This is a genomic window from Alistipes sp. AF14-19 (assembly GCF_003461645.1).
Taxonomy (GTDB): Bacteria; Bacteroidota; Bacteroidia; order Bacteroidales; family Rikenellaceae; genus Alistipes; species Alistipes shahii.
This window is the reverse complement of the sequence record NZ_QTXM01000003.1, coordinates 160,513-174,878: the sequence shown is the minus strand read 5'-3', so window position 1 is coordinate 174,878 and position 14,366 is coordinate 160,513. Positions and strand designations below refer to the sequence as shown.

At 57.1% G+C, this 14,366-nt stretch carries 10 protein-coding genes; 6 read left to right on the top strand and 4 right to left on the bottom strand.

The annotated features are described in order from the left end of the window. Positions 1–48 precede the first annotated feature (48 nt). A complete protein-coding gene (locus tag DWW03_RS04435; RefSeq protein ID WP_022062165.1) occupies positions 49–927 on the top strand; it encodes an AraC family transcriptional regulator in 879 nt (292 codons plus the stop codon). Between the two features lie 52 nt (positions 928–979). Here the strand turns inward: DWW03_RS04435 and sppA are convergent, their stop codons facing one another. Next, positions 980–2,746: a signal peptide peptidase SppA gene (gene sppA / locus DWW03_RS04430; RefSeq protein WP_015546903.1), complete on the bottom strand. Its 1,767-nt coding sequence runs from the start codon at positions 2,744–2,746 to the stop codon at positions 980–982. 255 nt (positions 2,747–3,001) lie between these two features. Between sppA and DWW03_RS04425 the strand changes: the two genes are divergently transcribed. The 5 genes from DWW03_RS04425 to DWW03_RS04405 all read left to right on the top strand — a co-directional run bounded on the left by DWW03_RS04425 (position 3,002) and on the right by DWW03_RS04405 (position 10,778). Continuing rightward, positions 3,002–4,054, top strand: a complete 1,053-nt coding sequence (locus tag DWW03_RS04425; RefSeq protein ID WP_022062164.1) for an Mrp/NBP35 family ATP-binding protein — start codon at positions 3,002–3,004, stop codon at positions 4,052–4,054. 389 nt (positions 4,055–4,443) lie between these two features. Then, on the top strand, positions 4,444–5,385 hold the full coding sequence (gene nadA, locus DWW03_RS04420) for a quinolinate synthase NadA (protein WP_022062162.1): 942 nt from the start codon (positions 4,444–4,446) through the stop codon (positions 5,383–5,385). Positions 5,386–5,424: 39 nt separating this feature from the next. Next, positions 5,425–7,521, top strand: a complete 2,097-nt coding sequence (locus DWW03_RS04415; RefSeq protein WP_118406425.1) for a S46 family peptidase — start codon at positions 5,425–5,427, stop codon at positions 7,519–7,521. Between the two features lie 154 nt (positions 7,522–7,675). Further along, complete coding sequence (gene metG, locus DWW03_RS04410) at positions 7,676–9,718, top strand: methionine--tRNA ligase (protein WP_118406380.1); 2,043 nt, start codon at positions 7,676–7,678, stop codon at positions 9,716–9,718. Between the two features lie 46 nt (positions 9,719–9,764). Next, positions 9,765–10,778 (top strand): branched-chain amino acid aminotransferase, encoded by a 1,014-nt coding sequence (locus DWW03_RS04405; protein ID WP_044054252.1) that lies wholly within the window; start codon positions 9,765–9,767, stop codon positions 10,776–10,778. A 119-nt stretch (positions 10,779–10,897) separates the two neighbouring features. On the opposite strand, the gene mnmG is transcribed toward DWW03_RS04405, so the two are convergent. Genes mnmG through ybeY form a run of 3 tightly spaced genes read right to left on the bottom strand, consistent with a single transcriptional unit; the run spans position 10,898 to position 14,291 of the window. Next, positions 10,898–12,919, bottom strand: a complete 2,022-nt coding sequence (gene mnmG / locus DWW03_RS04400) for a tRNA uridine-5-carboxymethylaminomethyl(34) synthesis enzyme MnmG (RefSeq protein ID WP_118406379.1) — start codon at positions 12,917–12,919, stop codon at positions 10,898–10,900. Continuing rightward, positions 12,916–13,848 (bottom strand): hypothetical protein, encoded by a 933-nt coding sequence (locus DWW03_RS04395; protein WP_118406378.1) that lies wholly within the window; start codon positions 13,846–13,848, stop codon positions 12,916–12,918. The genes mnmG and DWW03_RS04395 overlap by 4 nt, the downstream gene beginning before the upstream one ends. A gap of 5 nt (positions 13,849–13,853) precedes the next feature. Then, complete coding sequence (gene ybeY / locus DWW03_RS04390) at positions 13,854–14,291, bottom strand: rRNA maturation RNase YbeY (RefSeq protein WP_022062156.1); 438 nt, start codon at positions 14,289–14,291, stop codon at positions 13,854–13,856. Between the last annotated feature and the right edge of the window lie 75 nt (positions 14,292–14,366).

The following is a 14,366-nucleotide window of genomic DNA, read 5'->3' as shown; positions in this document are numbered from 1 at the left end:
CACCCCGATCGGACGTTTCTCTTTAAAATTAGTTATATTTGCCCAACTATGAAGCAGATTCTCGCCGATATTACTCCTATGGGCAGCAACAATTTATTCGTGACCCACTACTGGCCCGACAAGCAGACCGATCCTCCGCTCCATTACCACGAAGATTACATGCTCTGCCTGACGCTCCACGTGCGCGGCCAGCGCATCATGGACGACGCGGTCGAAGATTTCACCGAAAAGGACCTCGTGCTCATCAATCCCGGAACCCCGCACCGTTTCAAGCGCGACGCGGCGTATGCCGACGCCAAGTGCGAAACCGCCACGGTCATGTTCAGCCGCGAGATGCCCGACTGGAAGTTCCTCTCGCTCGAACACATGCGTCCCATCCGCGAAATGCTGCTCCGCCCTGCGGCCGGACTGCGATTCGCCCCGAAAACGATCGACACCGTGCTCGAACGGATGATATCGCTGCCCAAACTCGACGGCTTCGAAGCCGTCTCGCTCTTTTTCAGCATCCTCAACGACCTTGCCACAGCGCCGCCCGACGAGGTGCAGCAGATCGGTTCGCGTCACGACGGTTCCTACCAGGACGACCGGGTGCGCCGAATCGTCCGGTTCGTGGAGGAGAGCTATTCCCGCAAACTCTCGCTGGAGGAGATCGGCCGTTCGGTGGACATGTCCCCGTCGTCGGTGTGCCGCTACTTCAAACGCCGCACGCACCAGAACCTGTGGGAATACATCAACAGCTTCCGCATCAACCGGGCCGCGCAGCTCATCGTCGAGACGCAGCTCCCCATTTCGGAAATAGGCCCCCGCTGCGGATTCACCAACGTCTCGAATTTCAACCATCTGTTCCGCGCCCACCTCGGAACCACGCCCAGCGACTACCGCAGCCGGTTCAAAACCTCGCCGCTCACGCCGGATACGACGAACTGAAAAGAGGCGCCCCCTTCATCCGGAGACGCCTCTTTTTCACGATACGTGCGGATCAACGCACTTCGACCTTCCAGGGCGAGTACATCAGGACGCCCTGCTGGTTCAGGGCCTCGCGCACGGTGTTGTACTCCTTCATCATCAGTCCCAGTTCCGAACGGGCGAAAGCCTCGCGGACGCTCACGTTCAGCGACGCGATGATCGCAGCGAAACCCGTCGGCTCCTCCTTCACTTCGACGACCCGGTAGCCGTCGCCCAGTTCCGCCTTGTCTACGGCCAGCGCAATGGCCGTTTTCAATCCGCCGTAGGTGTCGATCAGGCCGACTTCCAGCGCATCCTTACCCAACCAGACACGGCCGCCGGCGATGTCGAGCACCTTCCCGATCGGAAGATTGCGCCCCTCGGCCACATGGTTGGTGAAGGTGGTGTAAACCCGGTCGACACCGCGCATGATCATCGCCCGCTGCAAGGGCGTCAGCGGCGACGTGGCCGCGAAATCGGCCGAAGCGTTGCTCTTCACGCCGTCGACGGTGATGCCCAGTTTGTTTTTCAGGGCGTCGCGCGTATCGAGGAACATGCCGAACACGCCAATCGAACCCGTGAGGGTCATCTTGTCGGCCACGATCGCATCGGCAGGGCAGGAGATGTAATAACCGCCGCTGGCTGCATAGGAGCCCATCGACACGATGACGGGTTTCTCGGCACGCAGCAGTTCGATCTCGCGCCAGATGACGTCCGATGCCAGCGCGCTTCCGCCGGGGGAGTTGACGCGCAGCACGACGGCCTTCACCTTCTCGTTGTCGCGCACGCCGGCGATCTTCGCAGCCAGCGTATTGCCGTAAATCTCCTTGCCGTACCCCTCGCCGTCGACGATCTGACCGTCGGCATAGACGACGGCCACCTGGTCGGCGGAGATGTTTTTCAGGTCGGCGCCCACCTGCGCGGCGTAGTCGCCCAGCGTAACAAAGTCGTAATCGTCGGAAACGCCCAGTTCGGCAAAGACATCCTCCATCTGGTCCTCGTAGATCAGACTGTCGACAAGCCCTTTTTCAAGCGCCTCGTCGGGAAGCGCCACCTCCAGTCTGTCGGCCATTTCGTTCAGCGTCTTCAGTTCGATGCCGCGCGCCTCGGCGACGCTTTCGGCGATGACGCCCCACATCGAGCTGACAAGCTGCTGCATCTGTTCGCGGTTGGCGTCGGACATCTTGTCATAGATATAAGGTTCGACGGCGCTCTTGTATTTGCAGGCCGTGGGGCGGAACACTTCGGCCTTGAGGTCGAGTTTGTCCAGCAGCCCCTTGTAGAACATCAGGTTCATCGACAGTCCGGCCCACTCCATCATGCCCTCGGGCTGCATGTAGATCTTGTCGGCGACCGAAGCCAGGTAATAGCCGCCCTGCGAATAGGTTTCGTTGTAGGCGACGATGAATTTGCCGCTCTGCTTGAACTCCACGAGCGCCTCGCGCAGCTCCTCCAGGATCGCCGAACCGGTTACGCCCCCCGTGCCGTTCATCCGCAGGTAGATGCCCTTGATGCGGTCGTCGTCACGCGCGGCTTCGAGGGCGCGGAGCGCCTTCAGGAGCGGAAGCTGCCGCTGGGTCTGGAGCGTCATCAGGTCGAGACCCGCCAGCGGATCGGACGACGGGGCGTCGGTCAGCACCTCCGAGAAGTCGATCTTCAGGATCGACTCGGGATGCACCGCCACACTCTTCTCCATCGAGCCGGCAATGCCCAGCAAAATGAAAATCCACAGGAAAAACACCAGGAACGTCCCCACGACGACCGCGAGAAGCCCTGCCAGAAAAGTCTTGATAAAATTCATAGTTCGTTCTATTTTGTTGTTGTCTTCTTCCGTATGTTGTCGCAAATATAGCGATTTTATACGAAAAACAAATAAAATTTATCGTTTTTCGATAAAATAATTAGACATACTATATATATTCTCCAAAATATACGTTATCTTTGGTGGCGTAACGACACTTTTATCTGCCGGAGCGTTTTACCGAACCCCATGCGATTCGGTTTTAAGCCCGTTCCGCTTTTTCATATTTTTGCCGAAAAGAAACTGAATACGACAATGGAAGAAAAAATCAAACGCCTGCTCGCATCGGTCGTCCACCCGGAAACCGGACAGGACATCGTTTCGAGCGGATTCATCGAACATACGGCGTCCGCCGAAGGCAAAGTCACCGTCGTGCTGCGCTTCGCCAAGGCCCGCGACCCGTTCGCCGTGAAGATCAAGAACCAGGCCGAATCGCTTTTGCGCGAGGCGTTTCCGGGCGCGGAGGTGCTCGTCGTGATCAAGGAGGGCGGGGCGGCTCCGCGTCCCGAACCCAAATTGAAGACCACCACGGGCGGCATCGCCAGGGTAATCGCCGTCGCCTCGGGCAAGGGTGGGGTAGGCAAGTCCACCGTCACGGCCAACCTGGCCATCGCCCTGCGGAACATGGGTTTCCGCGTCGGCGTCCTCGATGCGGACATCTACGGACCGTCGCAGCCCAAAATGTTCGGCGTGGAAGGGTACATGCCCGAAGCCGTCGCCGAGGACGGGGTGGACCACATCGTCCCGGCCGAATCAATGGACGTAAAGCTCATGTCGATCGGCTTCTTCATCAAACCCACCGACGCGCTGCTGTGGCGCGGCGCAATGGCTGTCAGCGCCCTCAAACAGATGATTCACCAGACCCGGTGGGGGACGCTGGACTTCCTGCTCACGGACCTCCCTCCCGGCACGGGCGACGTGCATCTGTCGATCATCGGCGAACTGAAAATCGACGCCGCGGTGATTGTCTCGACGCCGCAGCAGATCGCCGTGGCCGACGTCGTGCGCGGCGTGGAGATGTTCCGCAACGAAAACGTCAACATCCCCGTGGCGGGCATCGTCGAGAACATGGCGTGGTTCACGCCCGCCGAACTGCCCGAAAACCGCTACTACATCTTCGGCCGCGGCGGGGCACGCGCATACGCCGAAAAAAGCGGGGTGGAGTTCCTGGGAGAAATACCTATCATCCAGTCGATTATGGACGGAGCAGACGCAGGGACGCCGGCAGCGGGAATTGATTCCCGCGTCGAGGAACACTACCGCGGGATCGCCGAAAAGATTGTCGGCAAAGTGATGAAAAACGGTTGACAACTTGTCGAAAACCGCGTTGATAACCGATGAAAAAGAATGAAAAGTCGAAGCTGAAAAATTTGCTTTTCGAAAAAGAGAACGGGTATAAAAATCTTTTCGCCGAAACCAAAAATAGTTTTAAGAAGTTGTCATACCCGGAAAAGGGATGAAACCGGAAGAGAATGTTTAAAACAAAAGGCTGTCGATATGTCGACAAACTGTTTCAACAATTGTCGATTGTTTTTATATTCTTTTGATTTTGAATCAATTAAAATTTAAAATAAGAAACAATAAAAATAAAAAGTGTTGATTGGAAAATAACACTTCCACTTGTCAACAGTATCAACAGCTATTATATCTATTCTTCTTTTTATTATTTAAATTAATTAAAGGAATAAAAATAAAAAATGAACGTGGAAAACTCCTCCGAGCTCAGCCGCCGCATCGGGGATCTCAAGCGCGAGAAAAACGCCGTGATCCTGGCGCACTACTATACGACGCCCGAGGTGCAGGCCGTCGCCGATTTTCTGGGCGACTCGCTCGCCCTCTCCGTCCGGGCGCAGTCGGTCGACGCCGACATCATCCTCTTCGCCGGAGTGCACTTCATGGCCGAGACCGCCAAGGTCCTCTGCCCCGAAAAGAAGGTGCTGATCCCCTGTCCCGAGGCGGGGTGCTCGCTGGCCGAGTCGTGCGACGCCGGGGAATTCGCGGCTTTCAAGGCAAAATACCCCGGTCACACGGTCGTCTCCTATGTGAACACCACGGTCGGCGTGAAGGCGCTGACCGACATTTGCTGCACGTCGTCCAACGCGCTGAAGGTAGTGGAGTCGATTCCCGCCGACCAGCCCGTGATTTTCGCTCCCGACCGTAATCTGGGTTCCTATATCCAGAAGCTCACCGGGCGTCGGAACATGGTGCTGTGGGACGGAGCGTGCCACGTCCACGAGGAGTTTTCGCTCGAAAAACTGCTGACGCTCAAACGGGAGCATCCGGCGGCGAAGGTCGTCGTGCACCCCGAGTGCCGGGCCTATATCGTCGAAGTGGCCGACTATGTGGGTTCCACGGCGGGGATACTCGAATATTGCGGCCGGAGCGACGCGCAGGAGTTCATCGTGGTGACCGAGGCGGGAATCCTCGCCGAGATGAAGAGGCGTTATCCGGAAAAAGAGTTCATCCCGGCGCCTCCCGACGACGAGACGTGCGGATGCAACAACTGCAAGTATATGAAGATGGTGACGCTGGAGAACATCTGCGCGTGCCTCGAGAACGAATCGCCCGAGATCGTGCTCGACGACGAGGTGCGCCGGGCGGCGGAGCGGTCCATTCTGAATATGATCAATGTCAAATAATCTGAAGCGATTACATACGATTAATCTTTAATGCACTTTATGAAGAAAATCTTTTTACTGCTCGCCGCAGCGTGCGTCACGCTCTCGGCGGCGGCGGACGAGGGCATGTGGATGCTGCCCTATCTCCAGAAAATGAACAGCAAGGACATGAAGGCCCGCGGATGCAAACTCTCGGCCGAGGAGATTTACAGCATGAACAACTCTTCGCTCAAGGACGCCATCGTCATTTTCGGCGGCGGATGCACGGGTGAGATCGTTTCGCCCGACGGACTGCTGTTCACCAATCACCACTGCGGTTACGGGTCGATCCAGTCGCTTTCGTCCGTGGAGCACGACTACCTCAAGAACGGTTTCTGGGCCATGTCGCGCGCCGAAGAGCTGCCGGCTCCGGGACTCAAGGTGCGCTTTATCCGCCGGATCGTCGATGTGACGCCGGACGTGCTGGGCGCCGTGCCCGACATCGCCGGGGGCGGGGAGCGGGAAGAGCTGGTCGCCGGACAGGTGAAGGCCGTTTCGGAACGCCTCGCCGGGGAGAATCCCGGTATGGATGTCGAGATCAAGTCCTTTTTCGGGGGCAACCAGTATTTCGCCTTCGTGATCGAGGTCTTCAGGGACGTCCGCCTGGTCGGTGCGCCTCCCACGTCGATCGGCAAGTTCGGCGGCGACACCGACAATTGGATGTGGCCGCGTCATACGGGCGATTTCTCGGTCTTTCGCGTCTATGCCGGACCGGACAACAGGCCGGCGGATTATTCGCCCGAAAACCGCCCTTACAAGGCTGAAAAGTTCCTGAAGATTTCGCTCGGCGGTTACGACGAGGGGGATTTCGCGATGATCATGGGTTTCCCGGGGTCGACGCAGCGTTACATGACCTCCTACGAGATCGACCGTCTGCTCGAAGTGGAAAACCCGCAGCGCATCTTCATCCGCGGCGAGCGGCAGGCCATTCTGAAGGAGGACATGGCCGCCAGCGCCAAGGTCCGCATTCAGTACGCTTCGAAGTACGCCCAGTCGTCGAACTACTGGAAGAACTCGATCGGCAAGTCGCGCGGTATCCGCCGGCTCGACGTGAAGGGCCGCAAGCAGGAGCAGGAGGCGGCTTTCACCGCCTGGGCGGCGAAGAACACGCTGCCTACGGAAGGTTATTCGAACGCTCTGAACCTGATCCGCGAATCGGTGGAGGAGACGGCCCCCTATTTCGCTTCGAGCCAGTACTTGAGCGAGGCGATAGGCCGTTCGGTGGAGATTCTCGCACCGGCGCGCCTGGCCGTTTCGAAGAAGGGCGGGGAGCTGACCGAGGCGCTGAAAGCGTTCTACAAGGACTACAACATGCCGACCGACCGGCGCGTGGCGAAGCGGATGTTCCGGATCGTCGGGGAGAACTGCAAGGAGCTGCCTTCGGTGTTCGCCGAGGTGATCGGCAAGCGGTTCGGCGGCGATACGGACGCCTATGTGGATTATCTCTACGACAATTCGGTGTTCGCCGACGAGCGGAAGGCGCTGGCTGCGGCCGCCGCCGGAACGGACGTTTCGAACGATCCCGCCGTGCTGCTGAACAAATCCTATACGGCGAAAATGCGGGAACTGGCGGCGGCGCAGCTGGCCGGGAAGCGGAAATTCGCCGACGGACAGCGGCTCTACATTGCGGGGCTGATGCGCATGCAGCCGAACAAGGCCTGGGCTTCGGACGCCAATTTCACACTCCGTCTGACCTATGGGCGCGTGCTGCCCTACGATCCGGCAGACGGCATTCACTATAACTACTATACGACGCTCAAGGGCGTGATGGAGAAGGAGAATCCGCAGAATCCAACGGAGTTCACCGTTCCCGCCCGCCTCAAGGAGTTGTATGCGGCGAAGGATTTCGGCCGTTACGCCAACGAACGGGGAGAGCTTCCCGTGGCGTTCCTGGCCGACTGCGACATCACGGGCGGCAACTCCGGTTCCCCGGTCATGAACGCCAAAGGGGCACTGATAGGTCTGGCTTTCGACGGCAACTGGGAGGCCATGTCGGGCGATGTGGCGTTCGAACCCGAATTGCAGCGGACGATTGCCGTGGACGTGCGTTACGTGCTGTTTGTCATCGACAAATTCGCCGGAGCCGGATGGCTGCTCGACGAATTGCAGTTCGAATAAAGGCCGGATTTTCCGGTGAGATCGAGAAGGCGTGCCCGGCGGGTGCGCCTTCTTTTCTTTAAACCTTTCACAAAATATGTGCTTTTCGTTCCCGATTCTCTTAAAAATTAGTAATTTTGACAGAAATTAGTAATACTGTATCTATTTTACATTTATGGCAAAAGAGTTCAAACGCTACCTCGTGACATCGGCGCTCCCTTATGCGAACGGTCCGGTACATATCGGCCATCTGGCTGGAGTTTACATACCTTCGGACATTTATACGCGTTACCTGCGGCTTCGGGGGCGCGACGTGATTTCGGTCTGCGGATCGGACGAACACGGCGTACCCATCACGATCAAGGCCCGCAAGGAGGGCGTGACGCCCCAGCAGATCGTGGACCGTTACCACGCGCTGATCAAAAAATCGTTCGAGGGGCTGGGCATGTCGTTCGACATCTATTCGAGGACCTCGTCCAAGACCCACGCCGAGACGGCGTCGGCCTTTTTCCGGAAACTTTACGACGAAGGCAAGTTCATCGAAAAGACATCAATGCAGTATTACGACGAGGAGGCGCAGACCTTCCTGGCCGACCGGTATATCGTGGGGACCTGTCCCAAGTGCGGCAACGACCGCGCTTACGGCGACCAGTGCGAGAAGTGCGGCTCTACCCTTTCGCCCGACGAACTGATCGACCCGCACAGCGCCGTGTCGGGTTCCGTACCCGTGAAGCGGGAGACGAAACACTGGTACCTGCCGCTGGACCGTTACGAGGAATTCCTCCGCGAATGGATTCTGGACGGGCACAAGGAGTGGAAAACGAACGTCTACGGGCAGTGCAAGAGCTGGCTCGACGGAGGTCTTCAGCCGCGTGCCGTGAGCCGCGACCTCGACTGGGGCATCCCGGTTCCCGTCGAGGGGGCCGAGGGCAAGGTGCTCTATGTGTGGTTCGACGCTCCTATCGGTTATATATCTGCTACAAAGGACCTTACGCCCGATTGGGAACGTTATTGGAAGTCGGAGGACACCAAGATGGTCCACTTTATCGGCAAGGATAACATCGTCTTCCACTGCATTGTCTTCCCGTCGATGCTCAAGGCCCACGGCGACTATATCCTGCCCGAAAACGTGCCGGCCAACGAGTTCCTGAACCTCGAAGGCGACAAGATTTCGACCTCGCGCAACTGGGCCGTATGGCTGCACGAGTACCTCGAGGAGTTCCCCGGCAAGGAGGATGTCCTGCGCTATGTGCTCTGCGCCAATGCTCCGGAGACAAAGGACAACGACTTCACGTGGAAGGATTTCCAGGCCCGCAACAACAACGAACTGGTGGCTGTGCTGGGAAATTTCGTCAACCGGGCGCTGGTGCTGACCCAGAAATACTACGGCGGCAAGGTTCCGGCCTGCGGTGAACTGACCGATTACGATCGTCAGTCGATCGCGGAGGTTGCCGCCGTAAAGGCTTCGCTCGAAGGAAATATCGAAAATTACCGTTTCCGCGAGGCGCTGAAGGATGCCATGAACATCGCGCGCATCGGCAACAAATACCTGGCCGACACCGAACCGTGGAAGGTCGTGAAGACCGATCCGGCGCGTGTGGAGACGATTCTCAACATCGCTTTGCAGATCACGGCCAACACGGCCATCGCCATCGAGCCGTTCATGCCCTTCTCTGCGGAGAAGATCCTCCGGATGCTGGCTGTCGGTAAATTCGGCTGGGAACGCCTCGGTGCAATGGACCTGATTCCGGCGGGACACGCCATCGGGGAACCTGCTCTGCTGTTCGAAAAGATCGAGGACGACGTGATTCAGCGTCAGCTGGATAAACTTGCGGCGACCAAAGCAGCCAATGAAGCCGCTGAAGTTGCTCAAAATGTTGAACCTCAAAAAGATACGATTCAATTCGATGATTTTCAGAAAATGGATATTCGCGTTTCGACGATTCTGGCGGCCGAAAAAGTCGCCAAAACGAAGAAATTGCTGAAACTGACGATTGATACGGGTATCGACAAACGCGAGATAGTTTCGGGAATCGCCGAACATTTCACGCCCGAAGAGTTGGTCGGACAGCAGGTGCTCGTCCTGGTGAATCTCGCTCCGCGCGAACTGAAGGGTATTCTTTCGAACGGTATGATTCTGATGGCGGAGGATGCTTCCGGAAAACTGCGCCTGCTGCAACCCGGCGAGGCGACCCACAACGGGGCTGTTGTGGGTTGATCGTTGATATAGCTAATTTTCGATAAATCTTTTAAAAACATAGGATATGGAAAATACAGATTGGAGCGCTTTGGGCTTCGACTATCGCAAAACCGATTACAATGTTCGCTACTCCTTTGCCGACGGGAAATGGAGCGATATGGTGGTTACCGATGACGAATATATCCAGATGCATATGTCGGCTTCATGCCTGCACTACGGCATCGAACTTTTCGAGGGTCTCAAGGCCTTCCGCGGTGTAGACGGGAAAGTGCGTCTTTTCCGCGTTGCCGACAATGCGCGGCGTCTCCAGTCCTCGGCGAAACGCTTGTGCTTGCCGGTTCCTTCGATTGAAATGATCGTCGATGCCTGCATCGAGGTCGTCAAGCGCAACGAGCGTTTCGTTCCTCCCTACGGTACGGGAGCTTCGCTCTATCTGCGTCCGGTGATGTTCGGAACGACGGTCGGATTGGGCGTGAAACCGGCCAGGGAAGCCCTGCTGATCGTCTACTGTTCGCCCGTCGGAGCCTATTTTAAATCGGGAATCAAACCGATTCGGGTTGCTATCGACCGGGAGCAGGACCGCGCTGCTCCACGTGGAACAGGCGATGTGAAGGTCGGAGGCAACTATGCGGCCAGCCTGTTGTCGGGTGAAAAGGGACATGAAATGGGTTATTCGAATATCATGTACCTCGATGCTGCCGAGCATAAATACATTGAAGAGTGCGGAGCTGCCAATTTCTTCGGTATCAAGGATGGTAAGTATATCACGCCGAAGTCGCCTTCGGTTTTGCCGTCGATTACCAACATGAGCCTTCGTCAGATTGCACGCGATATGGGTTTGGTTGTTGAGGAGCGTCATATTCCGGTCGAGGAGTTGGAATCTTTCGAGGAGTGCGGCGCCTGCGGAACGGCAGCGGTTATCTCCCCTATCGGATATATTTACGATATGCAGACCGAAAAATCGTATGATTATGGCGACGAGGTAGGAAAGAACTGCATGGAACTCTATACGCGCTTGCAGGATATTCAGTATGGTCGTGCGGAGGATAAATACGACTGGTGTACGGTTGTGTTGTAAAATAGCGAAATATTGATATTAAAAAGCCACTCCCGAAGGAGTGGCTTTTTAATATTAGTTGTTTTGTGTGGGTATCCGGTGTGTTTTTCTTGCGCTTGTTCCACGTGGAACATTATACCCTATCGCCCGAATTTTACAAGCAATACATTGACGTCGGCAGGTGAAACTCCGGGAATCCGTGATGCCTGACCAATCGTTTCGGGTCGGATGCGCGAGAGTTTCTGCCGGGCCTCGATGGTCAGAGCATTCATTGAATGAAAATCGAAATTTTCCGGAATTCGGATGTTTTCGAGGCGTCGCAATTTCTCTGCGATGAATTTTTCGCGTTCGATATATCCTTTATACTTGATTTGGATTTCCGCCTCTTCGATCGCTTCGGGAGTTATTTCGTTTGCCGCGATGAATTTCCGCAGTTTGGGCAGTGCGTTTTGCAGCGAATCGAATGTGACGTTATTGCGCATCAGAATGTCGTAAAGCTTTCTTCCCTGCGATAAAGGCTCTGAATCGACCGATTTTAAATAGTCGTTAATTTCGGCTGCTTTGACACTCTGTTCGCGGGCGAATGAAATAAGCGATTCTACGAGTGTGTTTTTTTTGGTGAAATGATCGTATTGTTTTTGCGAAATCAGACCTATTTTGTATCCCAGCGGAGTCAAACGGATGTCGGCGTTGTCCTGTCGGAGCAGAATGCGATATTCGGCCCGGGAGGTGAACATGCGATAGGGTTCGTCGACGCCTTTGGTCACCAGGTCGTCGATCAGTACGCCGATATAGGCTTCGTCGCGTTTCAGAACGACCGGACTCTCCCCTTTCATTGCCCGGTGGGCATTGATGCCCGCTATCAGGCCCTGCGCCGCCGCTTCCTCATATCCTGTCGTACCGTTGACCTGCCCGGCGAAGTAAAGACCCGAAACCAGTTTCGTTTCGAGTGAATGGTGCAACTGTGTAGGCGGAAAATAGTCGTATTCGATGGCGTATCCGGGCCGGAAAATGTGCAGATCCTCGAATCCGCGGATTTTGTGCAGGGCTTTCCATTGAATTTCCCAGGGCAGAGACGACGAAAAGCCGTTCAGGTAATATTCATTGGTCGAACTGCCTTCGGGTTCCAGGAAGAGCTGGTGCTGGTCTTTGTCGGCAAAGGTGCGGAGTTTGTCCTCGATCGACGGGCAGTAGCGCGGACCGATGCCGCAGATCGTGCCGTTGAACAGCGGCGACCGGTCGAATCCGGTGCGGAGGATGTCGTGAACCTCTTTCGAAGTGTAGACCAGAAAGCAGGGAAGCTGCTCTTTAACCGGTTGCGTTTCGGGTGAAAAGGAGAATTTGGCGGGGTTTTCGTCGCCGTATTGCGGTTCGAGGATTTCGAAATCGATGGTCCGGGCGTCGAGGCGCGCCGGGGTTCCGGTCTTCATGCGTCCGGTCTCGAAACCGATGGCCCGGAGACTCTCCGTAATGCCGTGCGAAGCGGCGTCCCCCGCCCTGCCGCCCTCGGCGTGCGAGGCTCCGCAGTGCATCACTCCTCCGAGGAATGTGCCGGAGGTGAGTATGACTTTCCGGCAGGAAAATTCGACGCCCATGCGGGTCCGAACGCCCCGGATGGCGAGTTTTCCGGCGGCCGACGGTGCATTTCGGAGTGTCGGATCTGAATCTGCATCCGATTCGGCTGCCGAAGAAATCGTGCCGGGCGCGGAATTGAACGACGTTGTGGTTTCGTCGGGCAGATTGTCCGACGGCGCCGCGTTTGTTTCCGGAGCCGGGGCGAACAGCAGTTCGGTCGCGGCGTCCTGCCAGATATAGAGGTTCCAGGTGTTTTCGAGCGTGCGACGCCACTCCTCCGAAAAACGGGTTTTGTCGCATTGCGCCCGGGGGCTCCACATTGCCGCACCCTTCGACCGGTTGAGCATCCGGAACTGAATGGTCGTGAGGTCGGTGATACGGCCCATTTGGCCGCCTAATGCGTCTATCTCTCTGACAATCTGACCTTTGGCTACTCCTCCGACTGCCGGGTTGCACGACATGGCAGCCAGTTTGGCCATGTCCATCGTGAGCAGCAGCGTGCGCGAGCCGAGCCGTGCGGCGGCCGAGGCGGCTTCGCATCCGGCGTGTCCTCCGCCGATGACGATAATGTCGTAATCGAGTGTCATTCGTTATTCGTTTTGTCTGTTTTCGGATCTGTCTCCCGGAGTGGTACGGCTCCGGAAATCAACGCTTCGAAGTCGGTTTCGTCCCACTCCACCTCGCTCTCGTCGGGCAGTTCCAGCGAGTGAAAGTCGATCATATCCATCTCAAGTCCCGTTTCAAAGGGAACATAAAGCGACTGAAACCGTTCTGTTTTCCGGTCATTGCTGAAGGCGAACACAGCCATCCTGCACACGGTGTCCACAAGGTATATGTCGACCCGGTCGATGCCGGCGTCTCCGGCCGTTGTCCGGAGGCGGTAATGCGTCGGGGCGATGCGTTCCGCCGCACTGATGCGTGAGGGCCGCGGGCCGTCCATTGTCTGACGGACGAAAAGCGAATCCGAAATCCACACCGGATAGGGATTGAAACAGTTTACGTAGTAGCTCCCCCGGAAAGAGCGGACCGGCGTCCAGCTGTGCGGAAGTCCGGCCAGCGCCGCATGGTGTGCAAGCGGCCCGGGACGGCGTTTCTTGAGCGTGTGCAGCAGGTCGGTGAAATCCTTCCATGCCGACTCGTTCTGCGGCGAAAGGCTTGCAAAATTGGGAATGTCGTTCGGCTGCGGACCTTTTCGGATAAAGACCTTATAGCGGTTCGTGTCGCTGCCGATAAGGTACTCGTGGACGAAGAGAAACGTCGTGTCGTTCTCCGCGAAGGGTCCCCACCGTTTGCTGCTGCCGTCGCTGCCGGTCCAGGTACGGGATGCGGCGAGCGGAGACCTCTCCCCTGCCGGCGTCTCCTCTCCTGTCGGCTCCGGCGTGGAAACGGCGGTTTCGGACGTGCCGTCGCCGGCGGAAGCCTTGTCTGCGGCGTCTCCGGCCGTGCGGCGGCCCGTACATCCGGCCAGCAGGAGAGCCGCGAGGACGGTCGCTGCGATAAATCGGGCGTGTTTCATCGAGGTCACTGCCGAGGGTCCTCCCAGAATTTCAGGTATTTGTCCTCCTTTCGGTGCATCTGTGCATTGGTGCGGGGCGTTTTGTCGCCCTGCCCGCAGAGGTGCAGCACCCCGTGGACCACTACCCTGCGCATCTCCTGCAAGGTCGTCGCGCCGTACTGGCGGGCGTTGTCGGCAACGGTCTCGACGTCGATGAAGATGTCGCCCGAGACGATCCGCGCGCCTTTGCGGTCGCTGTAATCGAACGTGATGACGTCGGTGAAGTAATCGTGCCCGAGGTATTGGCGGTTCATCTCCAGCAGCCGCTGCGCCGAGCAGAAAATATAGGTGACGTCGCCCAGCGCGTAGCCCTCCCCTGCGGCCACTTCGTGCAGCCATCGTGCCGTGAGGCGCTTTTGCGGGAGTCGGTAGGTGCAGTCGTCGGTAAAGTATCTGACAGCCATTTTTTTTCGTTGTTGTTATGTCGTTGTCCGTCCCGGGGCGGACGGCGTGCCGGCCACCGCACGGAACCGCATGAA